This window comes from Variovorax robiniae (genome assembly GCF_037889955.1).
In the GTDB taxonomy this organism is placed as follows: Bacteria; Pseudomonadota; Gammaproteobacteria; order Burkholderiales; family Burkholderiaceae_C; genus Variovorax; species Variovorax robiniae.
The window spans coordinates 17,669-37,700 of record NZ_JBBKZS010000013.1; the positions used below are offsets into that span (position 1 = coordinate 17,669).

Annotated in this window: 19 protein-coding genes and 1 pseudogene; 15 read left to right on the forward strand and 5 right to left on the reverse strand. The window is 65.6% G+C overall.

The genetic code is table 11. The annotated features are described in order from the left end of the window. Window positions 1-3 precede the first annotated feature (3 nt). Complete coding sequence (locus tag WKW79_RS24915; protein WP_340337905.1) at window positions 4-1,341, reverse strand: MFS transporter; 1,338 nt, start codon at window positions 1,339-1,341, stop codon at window positions 4-6. Window positions 1,342-1,499: 158 nt separating this feature from the next. Between WKW79_RS24915 and WKW79_RS24920 the strand changes: the two genes are divergently transcribed. Continuing rightward, window positions 1,500-2,453: a LysR family transcriptional regulator gene (locus WKW79_RS24920; protein WP_340337906.1), complete on the forward strand. Its 954-nt coding sequence runs from the start codon at window positions 1,500-1,502 to the stop codon at window positions 2,451-2,453. On the opposite strand, the gene WKW79_RS24925 is transcribed toward WKW79_RS24920, so the two are convergent. Continuing rightward, complete coding sequence (locus WKW79_RS24925) at window positions 2,440-3,435, reverse strand: 2-hydroxyacid dehydrogenase (RefSeq protein ID WP_340337907.1); 996 nt, start codon at window positions 3,433-3,435, stop codon at window positions 2,440-2,442. The two genes, WKW79_RS24920 and WKW79_RS24925, sit on opposite strands and share 14 nt — an antisense overlap. Window positions 3,436-3,635: 200 nt before the next feature. On the opposite strand from WKW79_RS24925, the gene WKW79_RS24930 reads away from it, so the two are divergent. From WKW79_RS24930 to WKW79_RS24940, 3 genes are read left to right on the forward strand one after another with little or no spacing between them, the layout of a single operon-like run. After that, window positions 3,636-4,454, forward strand: coding sequence for an IclR family transcriptional regulator (locus tag WKW79_RS24930; RefSeq protein ID WP_340337908.1), 819 nt, complete (start codon window positions 3,636-3,638; stop codon window positions 4,452-4,454). Window positions 4,455-4,488: 34 nt separating this feature from the next. Beyond that, window positions 4,489-5,655, forward strand: a complete 1,167-nt coding sequence (locus WKW79_RS24935; RefSeq protein WP_340337909.1) for an acyl-CoA dehydrogenase family protein — start codon at window positions 4,489-4,491, stop codon at window positions 5,653-5,655. Window positions 5,656-5,706: 51 nt separating this feature from the next. Continuing rightward, window positions 5,707-7,263, forward strand: a complete 1,557-nt coding sequence (locus WKW79_RS24940; RefSeq protein WP_340337910.1) for an AMP-binding protein — start codon at window positions 5,707-5,709, stop codon at window positions 7,261-7,263. A gap of 3 nt (window positions 7,264-7,266) precedes the next feature. Here the strand turns inward: WKW79_RS24940 and WKW79_RS24945 are convergent, their stop codons facing one another. Beyond that, window positions 7,267-8,190, reverse strand: a complete 924-nt coding sequence (locus WKW79_RS24945; RefSeq protein ID WP_340337911.1) for a LysR substrate-binding domain-containing protein — start codon at window positions 8,188-8,190, stop codon at window positions 7,267-7,269. Window positions 8,191-8,302: 112 nt separating this feature from the next. On the opposite strand from WKW79_RS24945, the gene WKW79_RS24950 reads away from it, so the two are divergent. The 7 genes from WKW79_RS24950 to WKW79_RS24980 all read left to right on the forward strand — a co-directional run bounded on the left by WKW79_RS24950 (window position 8,303) and on the right by WKW79_RS24980 (window position 15,657). Continuing rightward, window positions 8,303-9,391, forward strand: a complete 1,089-nt coding sequence (locus tag WKW79_RS24950; RefSeq protein WP_340337912.1) for a tartrate dehydrogenase — start codon at window positions 8,303-8,305, stop codon at window positions 9,389-9,391. A 140-nt stretch (window positions 9,392-9,531) separates the two neighbouring features. Then, entirely contained in the window at window positions 9,532-10,905 is a 1,374-nt protein-coding gene (locus WKW79_RS24955; protein WP_340338057.1) for a dicarboxylate/amino acid:cation symporter, read from the forward strand. Window positions 10,906-11,029: 124 nt separating this feature from the next. After that, window positions 11,030-12,334, forward strand: a complete 1,305-nt coding sequence (gene eno, locus WKW79_RS24960) for a phosphopyruvate hydratase (protein ID WP_340337913.1) — start codon at window positions 11,030-11,032, stop codon at window positions 12,332-12,334. A 26-nt stretch (window positions 12,335-12,360) separates the two neighbouring features. After that, window positions 12,361-13,332 (forward strand): Bug family tripartite tricarboxylate transporter substrate binding protein, encoded by a 972-nt coding sequence (locus tag WKW79_RS24965; protein ID WP_340337914.1) that lies wholly within the window; start codon window positions 12,361-12,363, stop codon window positions 13,330-13,332. Window positions 13,333-13,382: 50 nt separating this feature from the next. After that, entirely contained in the window at window positions 13,383-14,570 is a 1,188-nt protein-coding gene (locus WKW79_RS24970; protein WP_340337915.1) for an amylo-alpha-1,6-glucosidase, read from the forward strand. 134 nt (window positions 14,571-14,704) lie between these two features. Beyond that, the gene (locus WKW79_RS24975; protein ID WP_340337916.1) at window positions 14,705-15,067 is read left to right on the forward strand and encodes a hypothetical protein; all 363 of its coding nucleotides are present in this window, start codon (window positions 14,705-14,707) and stop codon (window positions 15,065-15,067) included. Continuing rightward, window positions 15,067-15,657 carry a hypothetical protein gene (locus WKW79_RS24980; RefSeq protein ID WP_340337917.1) on the forward strand — a complete coding sequence of 197 codons (591 nt, stop codon included), beginning with the start codon at window positions 15,067-15,069 and terminating at the stop codon, window positions 15,655-15,657. Before WKW79_RS24975 ends, WKW79_RS24980 begins: the two co-directional genes overlap by 1 nt. A 33-nt stretch (window positions 15,658-15,690) precedes the next feature. On the opposite strand, the gene WKW79_RS24985 is transcribed toward WKW79_RS24980, so the two are convergent. Beyond that, window positions 15,691-16,734 carry a GIY-YIG nuclease family protein gene (locus WKW79_RS24985; RefSeq protein WP_340337918.1) on the reverse strand — a complete coding sequence of 348 codons (1,044 nt, stop codon included), beginning with the start codon at window positions 16,732-16,734 and terminating at the stop codon, window positions 15,691-15,693. A 440-nt stretch (window positions 16,735-17,174) separates the two neighbouring features. Between WKW79_RS24985 and WKW79_RS24990 the strand changes: the two are divergent. The 4 genes and pseudogenes from WKW79_RS24990 to WKW79_RS25005 form a co-directional block, all read left to right on the forward strand. Then, window positions 17,175-17,410: pseudogene (locus tag WKW79_RS24990) on the forward strand (glycoside hydrolase); the annotation flags it as partial. Between the two features lie 95 nt (window positions 17,411-17,505). Next, entirely contained in the window at window positions 17,506-17,832 is a 327-nt protein-coding gene (locus WKW79_RS24995) for a type II toxin-antitoxin system PrlF family antitoxin (RefSeq protein WP_340337919.1), read from the forward strand. Continuing rightward, the gene (locus WKW79_RS25000; RefSeq protein ID WP_340337920.1) at window positions 17,829-18,347 is read left to right on the forward strand and encodes a type II toxin-antitoxin system YhaV family toxin; all 519 of its coding nucleotides are present in this window, start codon (window positions 17,829-17,831) and stop codon (window positions 18,345-18,347) included. Before WKW79_RS24995 ends, WKW79_RS25000 begins: the two co-directional genes overlap by 4 nt. A 166-nt stretch (window positions 18,348-18,513) precedes the next feature. Continuing rightward, entirely contained in the window at window positions 18,514-18,972 is a 459-nt protein-coding gene (locus WKW79_RS25005; RefSeq protein ID WP_340337921.1) for a DUF995 domain-containing protein, read from the forward strand. A 27-nt stretch (window positions 18,973-18,999) separates the two neighbouring features. Here the strand turns inward: WKW79_RS25005 and WKW79_RS25010 are convergent, their stop codons facing one another. Beyond that, window positions 19,000-19,998 (reverse strand): Bug family tripartite tricarboxylate transporter substrate binding protein, encoded by a 999-nt coding sequence (locus tag WKW79_RS25010; RefSeq protein WP_340337922.1) that lies wholly within the window; start codon window positions 19,996-19,998, stop codon window positions 19,000-19,002. Window positions 19,999-20,032 lie beyond the last annotated feature (34 nt).

The following is a 20,032-nucleotide window of genomic DNA, read 5'->3' on the forward strand; positions in this document are numbered from 1 at the left end:
TCTTTACTTTCCAGCGACCTTGTTCACGAAGCGCGGGACAAAGAGCAGGATCAGGATCGCGGCGCACACTTCCACGGCGGCGACGATCAGCAGGCCCGGAGCAAGGCCACCGGTTTGCGTCTTGATGAAGCCCAGCATGGCCGGCGCACCGAAGCCTGCGAGGTTGGCGATGGAGTTGATGAGCGCCACGCCACCGGCGGCGGCGGCACCCGCGAGGAAGCGGCCGGGCAGCTGCCAGAACACCGGGATGGCGCTCATGGTGCCGATGATGGCGACCGTCTGCGCGACCAGTGCCAGCACCGGGCTCACGCTGATGAAGAGCGAGGTGCACAGCAGGCCGACCGCGCCGAGCGCTGCGGCAAAGGCGCAATGCAGCCGCGCTTCCTTGCTGTGGTCCGAATGCAGGCCGTTGACGACCATGCCGACGGCACCGAACAGGTACGACAGCGCCATGATCCAGCCGACCGTGGCCGGGTCGGTGAAGCCGACTTCCTTGACGACGGACGGGCCGAAGAAGGTCAGCGACGAGTTGGCCGCGATCACGCAGAAGAAGACCAGGATCAGCAGCCACAGGCGGCCGTCCTTCAGCGAAGCGAGCAGGCTTTCTTCACGATGGCCGAGCGAGGCCCGGTCGCGAGCGAGGTCGTCCTCGATGAGCTGGCGTTGGGCGGGCGAGAGCCACTTGGCTTGTTGCGGGCGGTCGGTCAGGTAGTACCAGGTGACGACGGCGGCGATGACCGAGGGAATGCCTTCGACCAGGAACACCCACTGCCAGCCGGCCCAGCCGTTGACACCGTGCAGGGTATTCATCACGGTGCCCGCGAGCGGCCCGCCGATCACGCCAGCCACGCCCGAAGCGGACATGAACATGCCGAAGGCCTTGGCGCGGCGTTCGCTCGGGTACCAGTAGGTGAGGTACAGGATGATGCCGGGGTAGAAGCCCGCTTCGAACACGCCCATCAGGAAGCGCAGGAAGTAGAACATCGCCGGCGTCTTGACGAACATCATCAGCACGCAGACGACGCCCCAGCCCATGGTGATGCGGGTGATGGTCTTGCGGGCGCCGATGCGTTGCAGCAGCAGGTTGGACGGCACCTCGAAGAAGAAGTAGCCGAGGAAGAAAATGCCGGCACCGAGGCCGTAGATGGAGTCGCTCCACTTCAGGTCGTCCAGCATCGTGAGCTTCACGAAGCCGATGTTGACGCGGTCGATCCAGGCCAGCACCCAGAGGACGAACAGGAAGGGAATGAGGCGCCAGGTGATCTTGCGATAGGTGGCGTCGAGGTCGTTGGTCGGGCCCGTTCCCGCGGCGGCGGGGGAGGGCAAGGGGATGGTGGTCATGCGCGGCTCCGGGATGTCTTGGTGGGGTCGGATCGGGGGTTGGATCGGGAGGCCGAAGATTGCGCTTTTTCAGGCAAAAGCGGGAGGCCTCGGCGGCAGCGGTTTCGATATAGAGTCGATCAGCAAAGACCATGGGCCCCGGCTCCGGGTGCCAGGAAATGACCTCACGCAGCAACGTCGATCCTCTCGATGGCTACCTTCTCCGGGCGCTCTGCGCGCTGGTGGAAGAGCGCAGCGTCTCGCGCGCCGCGCGGCGCATGGGCCAGACCCAGCCGGCCGTCAGCGCCGCACTGAAGCGCCTGCGGCAGATCCTGTCCGACCCGCTGCTGGTGCGCAACAAGCTCGACATGATCCCGACCGAGCGCGGGCTGCAGCTGGCGGCGCAGGCGCGGGTGGCGCTGGACGCGATGTCGGTGCTGGTGGCTTCGCGCGAGGAGTTCGACGCGCAGCGGGCCGCCCTCACCTTTCGTGTGGCCTCGCCGGATTACCTCGCGCCTTCTGTGCTGGCCGAAGTGGCGCGGCGCATCCGTGAAGAGGCGCCGCTGTGCCGGCTGGAAGTGCATCCGATGGGGCCCGACTTCGACAGCGAACGCGCGCTGGCCGACGACCTGCTGGACGTGATCATCGGCAACTGGCCCAACCCGCCCGAGTTGCTGCACACGCTGCTGCTGCTGGAGGACGAACTGGTGTGCCTGGTGCGGCCGGGCCATCCACTGGCCGATGCAGGGGAACTGACGGAGGCGCAGTACCTGTCGGCCGCGCACGTCGCGCCGATGCGCTACTCAGGGCTTCATCGCGGCGTGGTCGAGACGCATCTGGCGCGGCATCACGTCGCCCGCGATGCGCGGGTGTCGGTGCCCTACTTCGGCCTGGCGCCGCATGTGGTCGCGCGCACCGACCTGGTGTTCACCACGGCCCGGCATTTCGCCGAGCACTTCGCGGCAGCGTTGGGACTGGTGATCCTGAAGACGCCGCCGGACTTTCCGACGATGCGCTTCTACCAGCTCTGGCATGAGCGCGCGCACCATTCGCCGGCGCACCGCTGGCTTCGCGCGGCGATCGCGGAGGTGGGCCGGGCGCATGCGCCCGGCGCCAGCCTCAAGGCAGCTTGATCTCGTTCGACAGCGGCTTGCCCTCCGCGAATTCGCTGGCGCTCTGCAAGGTGGTCTCGCAGATCGTCGAGATCGCCTCCCGCGTGAAGAAGGCCTGGTGCCCGGTCACGATCACGTTGGGGAAGGCCATCAGGCGTTGCAGCACATCGTCGGTGACGATGGTGCTGGACAGGTCGCGGAAGAACAGTTCCGCCTCCTGCTCGTAGACGTCCAGCGCCAGCCCACCCAGTTGGCCGCTCTTGAGCGCCTGGATCGCGGCTTCCGCATCGACGAGGCCGCCCCGGCTGGTGTTGACCAGCAAGGCGCCGCGCTTCAGTCGCGACAAGGATTCCGCATTGACGATGTGATAGGTCTCGGGCGTGAGGGGGCAGTGCAGCGAGATGATGTCCGCACTGGCACCGATCTCGCCGGGCTCCGCGTAGTGCGCACCGAGCGCCTCGAATTCCGGGGACGGGTACTTGTCGTAGCCGATCACGTTGCAGCCGAAGCCCCGCATGATCTTCGCGAACACGCGCCCGATCTTGCCCGTGCCGATCACGGCCGCGGTCTTGCCATGGAAGTCGAAGCCCATCAGGCCGTCGAGGGAAAAGTTGGAATCGCGGGTGCGGTTGTAGGCGCGGTGGATGCTCCGGTTGATGGCGAGCAGCAACGCCACCGCATGTTCCGCCACCGAGTACGGCGAGTAGTCGACCACACGCACCACCTTGATGCCCAGCTTCGCCGCGGCCGCGAGATCGACGTTGTTGAAGCCGGTGCAGCGCAGGCAGACCAGCTTCGTGCCGCCGCGCTTCAGCGCCTCCAGCATGGCGGCATCCACGACGTCGTTGACGAAGACGCAGACGGCCTCATGTCCCTCGGCGAGCGTCGCCGATTCGGGTGCCAGCGCCACCTCGAAAAACTGCAACTGGTGCTGCTGGGCCGCATTCGCTGCGCTGAGGAAGTCGCGGTCGTAGCGCTTGGCACTGAAGACGGCAATTTTCATGGGCATCCCCGGTTCCGGGTTGGTGTACCCGATTCACCGTGGGCCGTGTTGCGCGTTACAGCGGGTAGCAAGTCGGGGGCCGAGGAGGTGTCGAATATCATCGCCAGCCTCATCCTCGTTCCATAAAATCGAAATCAACGTCTCGAAATTTGTTGATTAGAGCGATCCAACACTCCACAATGCAGATCAAGGACAGAGAAATGGATCAAGAGTCTCGTTTCCAGGAAACGTCGAACGACACCGACAAGCCAGGCGGCAGCGCGCTGGCCCGCGGCATCCACATCCTCCAGGCCTTCAGCGTCGATGCCCCGGCGCTCACGGCGCGCGATCTCATGGCCGCCACGGGCCTGCCCAAGCCCACCCTGTTCCGACTCGTGACCACCCTGACCGAAGTCGGCCTTCTGCGCTACGAGGAAGCCGACGGCCGCTTCATGCCCGCGCCGGGCCTGGCGCGGCTGGCCGCGCCGCTGCTCGCGCGCACGCCGATCCGGCAACTGGCCTTCGGCCCGATGCAGGCGCTGGCCGACCGGGTCTGCGCGCAGGTCTCGCTGGGGCTGGGGCTGGGCCTGGACCTGGTCTTCATCGAGCTGGCGCAGTCCAGGGACTGCGTGACGGTGCGTCCGGCCATGGGCAGCCACATCTCGCTGTCGCGCACCGCCTCCGGACGCGCCTACCTGGCCGCGCTACCTCCCGAACAGGCGCAGCACTACATCGACGGCGTGCGCGAGGCCGATGCCGCCCAAGGCGCCTGGCTCGCCGAGCGCATGCAGGAGACCCGCGCCGACCTCGCCGAGCGCGGCTTCTGCGTGAGCCACGGCGACCTGCAGCGCCAACTGGAGGCCGTGGCCGTGCCGCTGCGCGCGGCCGGCAGCGCCGACGAGATCTATGTGTTTGCCTGCACCGTGCCCAGCTTCGAGCTGAAGCCGGGGCAACTGCTGGACGAGGTCGGCCCGCGGCTGGCCACGCTGGCGCGCAGCATCGAGGCCGCACTCGGGGCGCCACCCACGCTCGGCGCCTGACCTCTCACTCTTGAACGGATCGCCCTCCTCGCGCATGAATTTCGACCTCTCCGAAGACCAGCAATCCCTGTGCGACGCCGTCGGCCGCATCTGCCAACAGTTCGACGACGACTACTGGCTCCGGAAGGACAAGGAAGGCGGCTTTCCCTTCGAGTTGCACCGGGCGTTGGCCGATGCGGGGTGGCTCGGCATCTGCATCCCGGAGGCGTATGGCGGCTCCGGCCTGGGCATCACCGAGGCGGCGCTGATGATGCAGACCATCAGCGCATCGGGCGCAGGCATGAGCGGCGCGTCGGCGGTGCACATGAACATCTTCGGGCTCTCGCCGGTGGTGATCTTCGGCACCGACGCGCAGAAGCAGCGCATGCTGCCACCGCTGGTCAAGGGCACGGAGCAGGCCTGCTTCGCGGTCACCGAACCCAACACCGGGCTCAACACGACGCGGCTCAAGTTGCGGGCCGAGCGGCAGGGCGACCACTATGTGCTGAACGGCCAGAAGGTCTGGATATCGACCGCGCAGGTGGCGCAGAAGATGCTGATCCTCGCGCGCACCACGCCGATCGAGGAGGTGAAGAACCACACCGACGGTTTGAGCCTGTTCTACACGGACCTGGACCGCCGCTTCGTCGAGGTGCGCGAGATCGACAAGATGGGCCGAAAGGCGGTTGACTCCAACCAGGTCTTCATCGACGGCCTGCGCGTGCCGGCGGAGGACCGCATCGGCGAGGAAGGCAAGGGCTTCCACTACATCCTGCACGGCATGAACCCGGAGCGCATCCTGATCGCGTCGGAAGCCATCGGCCTCGGCAAGGTCGCGCTGCAACGCGCCACGCAGTATGCGAACGAGCGCGAGGTGTTCGACCGGCCGATCGGCAAGAACCAGAGCATCCAGCATCCGCTGGCCGAATGCTGGATGCACCTGGAAGCGGCCAACCTGATGATGATGAAGGCAGCCGACCGCTTCGACCGCGGGCTGTCCTGCGGCGCCGAGGCCAACGCGGCCAAGTTCCTCGGCGCGGAGGCCGGCTACCAGGCCTGCCTGCAAGCGGTGATGACGCATGGCGGCTTCGGCTACGCGAAGGAATACCACGTCGAGCGCTACCTGCGCGAAAGCCTGATCCCGCGCATCGCGCCGATCAGCCCGCAACTGGTGCTGTGCTTCATCGCGGAGAAGGTGCTGGGGCTGCCGAAGTCGTATTGAGGATCGCCGTGGCGCGGAGCCCGGGGCGTACAACAAGAAGGAGACGAGAACGTGCTGGACAACCTGGAGCGCTGGTCCCTGGAGAACCCGGACAAGCCCGCCGTGTGGATGGAAGACGCGGCGGAGCCGATGACGCACCTGCAACTGCATCGACGATCCGCGCAGGTCGCGCACTGGCTGGTGTCGCTGGGCTTGCAGGCCGGCGACAGCATCGCGATGCTGATGGAGAACCGCGCCGAGTTCTTCGAGCTGGCCTGGGGCGCACGGCGCACGGGGCTCTACTACACGATGATCAGTTGGCACCTCAAGCCAGCGGAGATCGCCTATGTGCTGAAGGACTGCGGCTCGCGCGTGCTCATCACCACGCCGACGCTGGCCGCGCTGGCGCGGGAAGTCATCGCCAGCAGCCAGTGGCCGGGCCACTGCTTCGTGCTCGACGACACTGCGCCAACCGATGTGTCCGTGCCTGCACAACGCGACCGCTTCGATCCCGACGCACCGCTGCCGCCGCGCCCGGTCGGCCGCGAGTTCCTTTACTCCTCCGGCACCAGCGGCAAGCCCAAGGGCATCCGGCGGCCGATGATCGCGTACGAGGACCGCTTCAAGGAAGCCTTCGACTTCGCGGCCTGGCGCGACACCTACCGCGTGACACGCGACAGCATCTACCTCTCGCCCGCACCGCTCTATCACGCGGCGCCGATGCGCTTCACCAACCGCATCATCGACATCGGCGGCACCGTGGTCGTGATGCCGCGCTTCGACGCGGAGCGCGCGCTGGCATTGGTCGAGCAGCACCGCGCGACGCACAGCCAGTGGGTGCCGACCATGATGATCCGCATGCTGGCCTTGCCGGAGCCGGTGCGCAGCCGCTACGACATCTCGAGCATGCGCATGTTCATCCATGCCGCCGCGCCCTGCCCGCCCGAGGTCAAGCGCCGCACCATCGAATGGTGGGGCCCGGTGGTGACCGAGTATTACGGCGGCTCCGAGACCATCGGGCTGACCGCGCTCTACAGCGACGAGGCCTTGCAGCGTCCGGGCTCCGTCGGCCGCGCGACGCTGGGCACGGTGCACATCGTCGGCGCGGAGGGCGAGGACCTGCCGGCGGGTGAGCAGGGCGCGATCTACTTCTCCGGCACGCCGCGCTTTGTGTACCACAACGACCCGGAGAAGACGGCCGCCGCGTATGACACCAAGGGCCGCGCCACGTACGGCGACATCGGGCACCTGGATGCGGACGGCTACCTCTATCTCTCGGGCCGGCGCACCGACCTGATCCTGTCGGGCGGCGTGAACATCTATCCGCAGGAGATCGAGAACCTGCTCGCGGGGCACCCGGGCGTGCGCGACGTGGCGGTGATCGGCGTGCCGCATGCGGAGTTCGGCGAGGAGGTGAAGGCGGTGGTCGAACTCAACGATCCGACGGCCGCGAGCGATGAACTGGCGCAGGCGCTGATGGCGTATTGCCGCGAACACATCGCGCATCTCAAATGCCCGCGCAGCGTGGACTTCACGACGGCGCTGCCGCGGCAGGAGAACGGCAAGCTGTACAAGCGGTTGTTGATGGAGCAGTACGCGCAAGGCATGGCTGCGACGGCTGGCGCGTAGCCCTCAGGCCTCAGCCTCCTGCTCCTTGAACGCCAGCGCCACGAAGTCGACAAACGCGCGCACCCGCGCCGCAAGCTGGTGCCGCTGCGGATACACCGCATGGATGTCCGCATCCGGCGTGTCGTACTGCGGCAGCACGCGCACGAGCCGGCCGTTGTGCAGGTAGCGCTCGATGTCCCACTCGGCGCGCATCAGGATGCCGTGGCCATCGAGCGCCCAGTTCACGGCGATCTCGCCATCGTTCGTGGCGAGGTTGCCGCGCGTCTTGACGGCCTCGGTGCTCGCGCTGCGGCCTCGCCCGCTTGAGAGCCGCCACACGCCATACGCTTCCTCGCCCTGCCGAATGCCGATGCAGTTGTGCTTCGTGAGGTCGTTCGGCACTTTGGGCATGCCGTGCTTCGCCAGGTAGGCCGGCGCAGCGCACAGCAGCCTCCGATTGGCCGCGATGCGCCGCGCGATCACGCGTGAATCCGGCGGCGCCCCGAAGCGGATGCAGACATCGAAGGCATCCTCCGTCAACGGCGGCGGGTTCACCGACAACTGCAACTGCACCTCGACCTGCGGATACTTCCGCACGAACTTCGAGATCAGCGGCGCGACATGGCTGCGCCCGAAGCCGAGCGTGGCATTGACACGCAGCAGGCCCTTGGGCGTGGCCTTCGACACGCCCAGCAACTCGCCCATGCTGTCGATGTCGCCAAGGATGCGCCGCGCATGTTCCAGGTACAGCTCGCCCTCGGGCGTGAGGCTCATGCGCCGCGTCGTGCGGTTGACCAGCGACACGCCGATGCGCTGCTCCATCAACGCCAGGTGCTTGCTCACAGCCGGCGTGGTGATGCCAAGCTCGCGCGCCGCCGCGCTGAGGCTTCCGGCGCTGGCCAGCGTGGAGAAGAAGCCGAGGTCGGCGGGCTGCACTTCACTGGGCATGGCCGCTCCATTGTTGAATTCAGGTGAAGAATGTATTCACTTGAGGCCCGGTTGGAAAGGACGTCCAGTTCTTACATTCACTCCACCCCAACCACCACCCCGGAGACACACCGTGAAGACGTACAAGATTGCAACCATCCCTGGCGACGGCATCGGCAAGGAAGTCGTTCCTGCCGGCCAGGAAGTCCTCGAAGCGCTGGCCGCTGCCAGCGGCGATTTCAAGTTCGAGTTCGAGAACTTCGACTGGGGCGGCGACTACCACCGCGCGCACGGCGTGATGATGCCGGACAACGGCCTCGACGCACTGCGCGACAAGGACGCGATCCTGTTCGGCTCGGCCGGCGACCCGCACATCCCCGACCACATCACGCTCTGGGGCTTGCGCCTCAAGATCTGCCAGGGCTTCGACCAGTACGCCAACGTGCGCCCGACGCGCATCCTGCCCGGCATCGACGGCCCCCTCAAGCGCTGCGGCCCGGACGACCTCAACTGGGTCATCGTGCGCGAGAACTCCGAAGGCGAATACTCCGGCGTCGGCGGCCGCGTGCACCAGGGCCATCCGATCGAGGCCGCCACCGACGTGTCGATGATGACCCGCGCCGGTGTCGAACGCATCATGCGCTTCGCCTTCAAGCTGGCCCAGTCGCGTCCCCGCAAGCTGCTGACGGTCATCACCAAGAGCAACGCGCAGCGCCATGCGATGGTGATGTGGGACGAGATCGCGCTGCAGATCAGCAAGGAGTTCCCGGACGTCAAGTGGGACAAGGAACTGGTCGACGCCTCGACCGCCCGCATGATCAACAACCCGGCCTCGCTGGACACCATCGTCGCGACCAACCTGCATGCCGACATCCTGAGCGACCTGGCCGCCGCGCTGGCCGGCAGCCTGGGCATCGCGCCCACCGGCAACATCGATCCGGAGCACCGCTATCCCTCGATGTTCGAGCCCATCCACGGCTCGGCCTTCGACATCATGGGCAAGGGCCTGGCCAATCCGGTCGGCACCTTCTGGTCGGTGGTGATGCTGCTGGAACACCTTGGCGAGATTGAAGCGGCGCAGCGCGTGATGGCTGCGATCGAGAAGGTCACGGCCGACAAGTCCCTGCACACCCGCGACCTCGGCGGCAAGGCCACCACGGCCGACGTGACCAAGGCCGTGTGCGGCCAGGTCGCGGCCAGCGCACAGCGCAAGGCGGCCTGAGCGCCAGCCTACCCCGGCGACTGGCCGGGGTGACTTCCAGCACCTGAACAGGCCGGCGCCACGCGCCGCGCCTCGCCCCTCGAAGCGGCCATCAAGCGCCGCAGGGGCCGGCTCGCGCCCACAACCACACCCGGAGACAGATCATGCGACGCTACCTCGGAAAACTCTACGTGCAAGTGCTCATCGGCGTGTTCGCCGGGGTGCTGCTGGGCATCTTCTGGCCCAACCTCGCGACGGACTTCAAGCCCTTCGGCGATGTGTTCATCAAGCTCATCAAGATGGTCTTCGCACCGATCATCTTCGCGACGGTGGTGCTCGGCATCGCCCGCATGGAGAACATGAAGGAGCTCGGCCGCGTCGGCGTGCGGGCGCTCATCTACTTCGAGGTGCTTTCGACCTTCGCACTCCTGCTCGGCCTGCTGGTCGTCAACGTGTTCCAGCCCGGCCACGGCATGAACATCGACGCGACGCAACTCGACACCAAGGCCATCGCCAGTTACACGGCGGCCGCGGCCAAGCCCGAAGGCTTCGTCGAGTTCGTGCTGCACCTGGTGCCGACCAGCATCGTGGATGCGCTGGCCAAGAACGACATCCTCCAGATCCTGGTGTTCGCGACGATGTTCGGTGTGGCGCTGTCTCACATCGGGCCGCGTGCCAAGCCGGTGGTGGACTTCCTGGATTCTTTTACGCACGGCGTGTTCTCGGTGGTCGGCATGATCATGCGGCTCGCTCCGCTGGCAGCTTTCGGTGCGATGGCTTTCACGGTCGGCAAGTACGGGCTGGGTTCGGTGCTGTCACTCGGCAAGCTGATGGGCACGATGTATATCACCTGCTTCCTGTTCGTGACGCTGGTGCTGGGTGCCATCTCGCGGATTTCGGGCTTCAGCCTGTGGAAGTTCCTCAAGTACATCAAGGACGAGTTGTTCACCGTGCTGGGCACGAGCTCGTCGGAATCGGTGGTGCCGCAACTGATGCGCAAGCTGGAGCATGCGGGCGTGTCGAAGCCGGTGGTGGGCCTGGTCGTGCCGGCCGGCCTGACCTTCAACCCCGATGGCCAGTGCATCTACTACACGATGGCCGCGATCTTCATCGCGCAAGCCACCAACACGCCGCTGACGATGACCGACCAGTTCGTGGTGCTCGGCGTGCTGCTGCTGACCTCGAAGGGTTCGGCGGGCGTGACCGGTTCCGGCTTCATCACGCTGGCCGCGACGCTGGCCTCGATGGGCAAGATCCCCGTCGCCGGCATGGTGCTGCTGCTGGGTGTGGACCGCTTCATGTCGGAAGCACGGGCCATCACCAACACGATCGGCAATGCCGTCGGAACCTTGGCGATTGCTCGCTGGGTCGGTGCCGTGGACCGCGACCGGCTCACGCAAGTGCTGGATGGCAAGAGCGATCCGGAAGACCTGCACGGCCTCTACGAAGGCGATGACGACGACACCAGCAAGGTGAAGCCGCTGCATCTGCCGGTCGAGGCGGCGAATCCGGCCACGGTGCGCATCGCGGCCTGACCTTGCCGGGCCACGGCGCTTCACGCCGGCCACACCCCACTTGATTTCCACCGGCATGCCCTCCTTCGGCATGTCCGGCACCACCCACCTCCCGCGCATCGCGCAGACCTGAACAGGACCCACCATGACGACAACGATCCAACAGATTCGCGGCTTCGAGCTGCTCGACTCCCGGGGCAATCCCACCGTGGCTGCCGAGGTCCTGCTGTCCGATGGCTCACGCGGCTTCGCGGCCTCGCCCTCGGGCGCTTCGACCGGCGCACGGGAAGCCATCGAGCTGCGCGACGGCAATCCGAAGCGCTACTTCGGCAAGGGCGTCACGCAGGCGGTCGGCCATGTGAACGGTGAACTGGCCCGCGCGCTCGTCGGTCGCGCTGCGAACGACCAGGAAGCGATCGACCGCCTGATGATCGCGCTCGACGGCACGCCGACCAAGGCGCGACTGGGTGCCAACGCGATCCTCGCCGTCTCCCTGGCGCTGGCCAAGGCCGCGGCCGCTTCGAAGGGCTTGCCGCTCTATCGCCACCTTGCTGGCGGTCGCAAGCCCGTGCTGCCGATGCCCATGATGAACATCATCAACGGCGGCGCGCATGCCGACAACAACGTCGACATGCAGGAGTTCATGATCGTGCCGGTCGGTGCGCCGCGCTTCTCCGAGGCGATGCGCTGGGGCGTGGAGGTGTTCCATTCGCTGAAGGCCTTGTTGAAGGGCCGCGGCCTCTCCACCGCAGTGGGAGACGAGGGAGGCTTTGCGCCCGACCTGCCGTCGAACGAAGCGGCCATCGAAGTCATCCTGGCGGCCATCGAGCGCGCCGGGTTCAAGCCGGGGCATGACATCGCGCTGGGGCTCGATGTCGCCAGTTCGGAGTTCCACAGGAACGGCTTCTATGAGCTCGCGTCGGAGGGCAAGCGCTTCGACTCCGCGGCCTTCGCTGACTACCTCAGCCAATGGGTCGATGCCTACCCGATCGCCACGATCGAGGACGGCATGGCCGAGGCGGACTGGGATGGCTGGGAGTTGCTGACTGCCAGGCTCGGCCGCCGCGTGCAGCTCGTCGGCGACGACCTGTTCGTCACCAACACCGAGATCCTGCAGCAAGGCATCGCTCGCGGCGCGGCCAACTCGATCCTCATCAAGCCCAACCAGATCGGCACGCTGACCGAAACACTCGCCGCCATCGCGATGGCCGATGAGGCGGGCTACTCGTCGGTCGTCTCGCACCGCTCCGGCGAGACCGAGGACACCACCATCGCCGACCTCAGCGTCTGCACCGCCGCCACGCAGATCAAGACCGGCTCGCTGTGCCGCTCCGACCGCATGGCCAAGTACAACCGCCTGCTCCTCATCGAGGCCGAGCTGGGCCAGGCCGCCACCTTTGCAGGGCGCGACGCATTGGCGCGCGCCCCGCTGTCCGCCGTGCATTCATAAGCAAAGCAACCCCGAAGGAGACAACCATGTTCAAGCTCACCCCCCGCACCACCGTCACCGCACTGGCCCTGGGCCTTGCCACCTCCGTCGCCGCGGCCCAGGCATGGCCAACAAAGCCGATCACGCTCGTCGTGCCCTTCCCGCCGGGCGGCAGTTCGGATGCGCTGGCGCGTTCGCTGACCACCAGCCTCTCGCAAAGCCTCGGCCAGCCGGTGATCGTCGAGAGCAAGCCTGGCGCGGGCGCCACGCTCGGTGCCGACTACGTGTCCAAGGCCAAGCCCGATGGCTACACGCTGCTGATGGGCGCGGTGCACCACACCATCGCCACCAGCGTCTACAAGAAGCTGCCCTACGACTTCGAGAAGAGCTTCGCGCCGGTCACCACAGTTGCGCTGGTGCCCAACGTGCTGGTCGTGAATTCGAAGTCGTCGGCGACCGACGTCAAGGGCCTGATCGCGCAGGCCAAGGCATCGCCCGGCAAGCTCACCTACGGCTCGAACGGCAACGGCACCGTGCAGCACCTGATCGGCACGCAGTTCGCGGCGCTGGCCGGCGTGGACATCCTGCATGTGCCGTACAAGGGCAGCGCGCCCCTCACGACGGACCTGCTCGGCGGCCAGGTCGACATGTCCTTCGACACGCTGACGCCGGTGGTCCAGCACATCAAGGGCGGCAAGCTGCGCGCGCTGGCCGTGACGACGGCGAAACGCTCGACCACGCTGCCCGACGTGCCGACGCTGGCGGAGTCGGGCCTGAAGGACTTCAACCAGGGCACATGGTTCGGCGTGCTCGCGCCGGCCGGGACGCCGAAGGACATCGTCGCCAGGCTCAACACCGAGATGGTGAAGATCATCCAGTCCCCGGAGTTCAAGAAGCGCATGGACGAGATCGGCGCCGAGCCGGTTGGCGACACGCCGGCGCAGATGGCGACGCAGATCAAGGATGACACCGCGAAGTACGCGAAGCTCGTGAAAGACGCGAAAGTCGCGATCGACTGAACGCCGCGCAATGGGTCGAGAATGCCGGCTGACCCTGCAGCGGCATCCTCATGACCCATCCTGACTCCCCCGCCAACCGCGCCCTGATCGACACCTGCGCCCAGGCCTCGCTCGATCTCCTGCAAGCCAACCTCACGTCGCACGGCATCCTGGCCGCGAGCCGGACGGAGGCGGCGGTGGCGCGCCGCTACACGCGCATCTTCGGCCGCGACGCGGCGATCTGCGTGATGGCGATGTGCGGCAGCGGCGTTCCGGCGCTGGAGCAGGGCGCGGTGGCAAGCCTCGACGCGCTGGCCGCGCAGCAGGCGGCCAACGGCCAGATCCCCAAGTACGTGGACCCGGAAGGCCAGGACGCCGACTTCTGGTACCTGGGCTGCATCGACGCCACGCTGTGGTGGCTGATCGCGGTGGACCATGTGCGCCGCCACGGCAGCGTCGGCCCTGCGCATTGGGGCGGCGGCGTGCGCCGCGCGATCGACTGGCTGCTGGCACAGGAGCACCAGCACTTCCGCCTGCTGCAGCAGAACGAGGCCAGCGACTGGGCCGACATCATGCCGCGCTCGGGCTACGTGCTCTACACGAATGCACTCTGGTACGACGTCAAGCGCCGCTTCGCGCTGGACCATGCGGAGGAGACGCTCTACCACTTCAACCACCTGTTCAACCCCTTCCAGCAGGACCTGCCCGAATACCACCGCGCCCGCCTGCTGCGCCACTACGCGCGACGCGGCCGGCAGGATCCGGGGATGTACCTGAGCTTCGTCAACCTCTCCTTCGTGGGTGACGAGGGCGATGTGTTCGGCAACGTGCTGGCGATCCAGAGCGGACTGGCCGACGCGGACATGGCGCGCCGCATCGTCGACACCATCGCCACCGCGCATGCGAGCGAGCCCTGGCCCGTGCGCGTGGTGCTGCATCCGCTGGCGCAGGATCACGACCTGTGGCGGGCCTACATGGGGCGGCACCAGCAGAACATCGTGCACCAGTATCACAACGGCGGCATCTGGCCCTTTGTCGGCGGGTTCTGGGTGATGGCGCTGGCGCAGTTGGGGATGCGCGACCTGGCCTGGGCTGAACTGGGGCGGCTGGCGCGGGCCAACGAACACGGCGACTGGCGATTCACCGAGTGGTTCCACGGCAAGACGCTGGCGCCGATGGGGATGGCGGGGCAGAGCTGGAATGCGGCGGCGTTCCTGCTGGCGAAGCGGGTGTTGGAGGGGACGGGGGCGGCCTGGTGAGGCGGGTTGAGCCGGGTAACGGTCCCGTAGTGACGGGATTTCGCGCTGGTTCCGCCTGCTAGCATTCTTGTGCGGTCTCGCATTCGCGGACCGCGCCCGCTTGGGCAACATCAAAGAAGTTCAGGGAGAAAGAAATGGCAGGACTGTCGTCTGGCGAGAAAGAAAGCATCCGAAAGTTGATCGTGGACTTTTTCAGTTTTGCAGGAGTTCCAACCACCAGTTGGGATGGCACCGTCAACGAATGCGTCGCCGGTGTCTTCACGACGATGTATCGCGAAACTGTCAAGTGCTCCAAGGCCATGGCCTTCGTGCCGGAGCCTCCCATGGGACCTGCGTCATATCTCTGGCTGGCCACCCAGTTGGGCGGTGGTGCGTTCAAGCGCATCCAAGGGAAATTGAGCCAGACCTGCGCCAGGCAGGTGATCAACTTGTATCGCTCCGATCTGCAGATGGCCTCCATGGGAGTGTCGTCGTTGAGGTTCGCCAAGTGGGCCTGATGCGGGCACTGCTGCTGGCCGCCGCTCTCGGATCGGGACCGGTCAGCGCAGCAACATTGCAGGTCGCCGATTGGCCCGCCGAGCGCGATTGCACGAACTGCATTCGGCTGCAATTCAGGCGCCTTGACCTGCAACTTCCCCACGCCGAGGTTGGCAAGATATTCACTACTGGCACTGGGAGTCTCGCCGTCGAATTGGTGCCTCCGTCCGGCGATCTGAAGCAAAGCACTTCCATCTTTGACCGGACGCAAGCCCAACTTCGGGACCTCTTCAAGAAGAGCGAATTTCTCCAGGCACACAGCATCAAGACGCCGCGCGACTATTGGGATACCTTGGGCACGGAACCCGCGTCCGGCGACAAGCGGCTCGCCCTGGTCAGAAAGGCTGAGCGCATCGACAGCGCCCGCAGCTATACGCGACTGTCCAAGGGACGCTTGACGGCATACGTGGTCCGCGCCGCCGAGCCCGACGATCAGCGCATCTATTTCGTCATCGATGGCGACGAAACGTACTACATGCTCGTCGGCCCCATGTCGCAGGCACTGGTCGATGCGGTGCTTGCCAACGCGCGAGTGGCTGAGATGCCGTAGTTGCAGCCGGCGCTGTGCTTGATAGCTTGGAGGTCATGCACGCAAGCGATGACGTAGTTCAGGAAAGAGCACTGAAAGAAAATCATCGAACCGCCGGTCCCGATCCCGCTCAGCGCGGTCACCTTGCAGCAGTGCTTGGCCGGCTTGCTCTTGGGTATCCGTGGCCGCAGGGGCGAACAACTCCCAACTGGTCAGGTAAAGCCAGCGGAATGCCGCGTGCCCGTCCCTGCTTCTGTTCAGAGCCGCTGCAAGAATTTCGAATGGCCATTTCACCCGACTACCGACCGAACGATTCAAGCTGAAGCTCAGCAGAACGTGCAGCACGCCTTTCCTTCCCCAAAAGTCGGAGCCAAGACAAGGCGCATAGCTGGCTCGCCAGTATCGCGATCTCGTCAGCTTCAGTCCGGCGACAAAGACCGCGTCTTCGAGATCAGGAGCACCATCGCTGTCATGAAACGCCACGACCGCAGCAATGAATTGCCGAACGTCCCGATCCCAATCCACAGAGTCATCGCCTGGATCCCGACGCAATCGCGCAAGTTGAACTAGATCCCACATGCCGTGCGCTCGCAACTCCCTCTTGATTCCTGGCGGATCGATGGAGCAGAAGTGTCCGCCCCTGACATTGTCTACGCCGTGCTTCACCATGAGCGCAATCGTGGCCTGGTCTTCGATCAGTTCCGCCGTTCGCGAGGACCTGGTGCTTGTATTGAATGAATAGCTCAGACCTTGAACCGGATGCAATGCGGTCCACCTCGCGGCTTTCCCTTCGGCGTGTTGCCTGAAGCGCCGATCCATGTTGGATGTGATGCCGACGTAGTGTTTGCCGCCCGCAAGCGCGAGGACGTAGAGCCAAATCTCCGACGAAGACTCAGGTTGACAACGTAAGGCTGTTTCCTGCGGCGCGGCCAGTGCCAAGTATTCGAGGGCGACTTCATCGTCAATCTCGCGGCCGACGATGTCGCGCTTCCAGCCCTTGTTCGGCGGCCACTGGAGACCAAGGAGTTCGATGTGTCGGCGAGTGAAGCCGCGGTTGGCGGTCGCGCCACGTTCGATGAAATCCAAGGTGATCTTCATTGATTCAGTCTGCAACCGCGCAAGGCGCTGGGTCACCGTCTTTTCTGATTCTTGTGGTTCGGAGTTGAGCGAATGCTGTCATGGGATCCCGGTAGCGCTGATCTCAATTGGCTTCTGACCAGCATCTGCTTTCAGGTAGTTCGTAGCCAGCGGAGCCACATACGCAGGATATTTTTCCCGACTACCTTGCCATAGCTCGAGACGCAAAGGCGGTTCAGGCAGCGCGATGGCGAACTGGGCAAGCTCGCAGCGCCCGAGCACGACCAAGGCGCCATCGAGATGGACGTCCGGGCAGCCGTCGAACTGGGCCGCGCGCGCCCCACGGCTTCGCCCTTAGCGAGTACCTACCCCTCATTGACAGCGAGTTACTGCCGCCAGGCCGCCTGTCGACCGATTCGCAGCGTGCGGTCGGCGCGGTCGACGACGCACATGCGAGCGAGCCGTGGTCCGTGCGCGTGTTGCTGCATCCGCTGGCGCGCGATCACGACCTGTGGCGGGCCTACATGGGTCGGCACCAGCAGAACTGCCGCGGGCCAATAAACATGGCGACTGGCGATTCACCGAGTGGTTCCACGGGAAGACGCTGGCGCCGATGGGGATGGCGGGGCAGAGCTGGAATGCGGCAGCGTTCCTGCTGGCGAAGCGGATGCTGGAGGGCACGGGGGCGGCCTGGTGATACCTGGGCGGCGGCCAAGGAATCCGGCCGAGTATCGGGCCCATTGAATTGACAATGCAATTGCATTACCATGCTGTTTTGCATTGGAGGCCCTCATGCAAGCTACACCCGGAATCGAATCCACCCTGACAGACCGCTACCAGACGACGGTTCCTGACCCCGTGCGCCGAGCACTTCGACTGGGCAAGCGCGACAAGATCCACTACGCGATCCGCCCCAATGGCGAAGTTGTGCTGACGCGTGCGGATGCCGTCCAGGATGATCCGCTGCTTGGCCAATTCCTCAGCTTTCTTGCGCAAGACATCCAGAAGCATCCAGAGCGGCTCAAGGCGGTCGATGCCGGCCTCCTGAAGCGCATCGACAAACTCGTGACAGGGGTCGCAATCGACCTGGATGCTCCGTTGTCGCCCGAAGACGAATGAGCAAGAAGACCGAGAAGGGGCCGGAGCCCCTGGTCATCAACGGTTGGACGATCTATGCCCACCCCTTGTTCCTGCAGGAACTGGAAGCGCTTGCAGAGAAGGTGGAGGCGCTGAAGAAGAAGGATCCCAGGAACTACAAGCAGAAGAACGCCACAAAGCGTCTGGCAGCGATCCGCAAGCTGGCTTTCACCGACATTCCCGAGGACCCGGCAAAGGCTGAATACCGTCAAGGCAGCACGCTGGGCGAGGAGTACACCCACTGGTTTCGCGCGAAGTTCTTCCAGCAGTACCGCCTGTTCTTCCGCTTCCACCTCACCAGCAAGTTGCTGGTGCTCGCGTGGGTAAACGACGAGCAGACGAAGCGCGCCTACGAAAGCAACACCGACGCCTACAAGACCTTTCGCAAGATGCTGGACCGGGGCCGTCCTCCCGACAGTTGGGACAGCTTGTTGAAGCAGGCCAAGGCGGAGGATGCCCGGCTTCGGAAGGCGCTTGGCAACACCAACTCGGATTAGCAAAGCTTGCATGGCCCGGGAGCCTGTCGTGCCCCTTGTGCTCGACGCATGACGCCCGAGGCTTGCCCTTGGCCGAATGGCCGGTGGCGCGCGCCGACCGATCGCGCCAGACTCGAAGCGGCGGATCATGCCGCCCGTCTCCGTGGCCAACTCAAGGAACAAGTCCATGCGAATCTCGACAACGAAATGGGTTCCCGCGCTGCTTTTGCCGTGGGTCGCCACCGCGGCGCTCGCCCAGGCCGACATGGTGCTTCGAGACCTGGAGGCGAAGAACCCCAAGAAGCTGTCCAAGGAGGAGGTGACGGCCTTGCTCACCGGCGCCAAGATGAGCAGGGTCAGCGCCCGGGGAAACGTGCACTACTGGAGCAACGATGCGGACGGCAGTTTCGTCGTTTCCTCGGACAACCGCGGTGCGGGTGCCGTGGGCTCGTCAGGTCGACCGTCGACCGCGCCTGGCAAATGGCACATCTCCGACGACGGGCGGTACTGCGTGCTGATCGAATGGAAGGGCGTGCCCACGGAAGAGTGGTGCCGGTACATCTTGCAGACGACCGATGGCTACTACTCGGTGCGTTCCGATTCCGTCGGCACCGAACGGGTTTTCAAGCTGGAGATCAAGAAGTAGCAAGTCACGCGAGAAGCGAGACACCCGCTACGCCTCTTCCATCGGAATCTTCGCCAACTTCACCGCGTTCCCCCACGCCACGTACTGCTGCTTGAGAAAACCGCCGAACTCCTCCGGCGTACTGGCTTGCGCGAGCAGGCCGTACTTGTCGCACTGCGCCACGAGTTCCGGGTTGGCAATGACCTGGCGCAGGTCGCGCGACAGGCTGGCGATCACCGGCCTGGGCGTCGCGGCGGCGGCCACGAAACCACCCCACGGCGAGATGTCGACCAGCGGATAGCCGGCCTCGGAGATCGTCGGCACCTCGGGCATCACGTTGCTGCGCCTGGGCAGCAGCACCGCCACCGGGCGCGTGCGGCCGTCCTTGAGCAGCGCGGGCGTGACGGCCGGCGTGGCCCATGACATCAGGATGCGACCGCCGATGAGGTCGGTGGTCATCTGGCCTTCGCCCTTGTACGGCGAGCGGATCATGTTGACGCCGGCATTGGCCATCAGCTGCTCGGTCGCCATGATCGACGCGGAGTTGCCGCCGCCGTACGCGTACTTGCCAGGGTTGGCGCGCACATGCGCGAGCACCTCCGCGAGGTTCTTGCCCGGGATGCTTTCGTGCACCATCAGGAAGAAGGTGAAGGTCACGAAGGATGTGAGCGGCGCGAAGTCGTCGAGCGTGTAGCCGGGCGCGCGGCGGATGTGCGGCACGTACGACAGGGCGCTCGATGTCGCGAGGCAGATGGTGTGGCCGTCCGCCTTGCTGCGCAGCAACTCCTGCAATGCGAGCGCGCCGTCGGCGCCGGCCTTGTTCTCGACCACCACCGTCTGCTTGACGACGTCCTGGAACTTCACCGCCAACTGGCGTGCCGCGACGTCGGCGCCGCCGCCCGCGGCGAAGGGCACGAGCAGGCGGATCGGTTTGCCCCCCGCCTCGGACGATTGCGCAAGTGCCAGGCCCGGCAGGGCCACCTGGGCTGCGCCGGCCAGCAACAGGTTGCGGCGGGAGATGCTGAATGAAATGCGGCGGTTGCTCATGTCTCGTCTCTGGTCTTCTTGTCTCGTTCGTTCG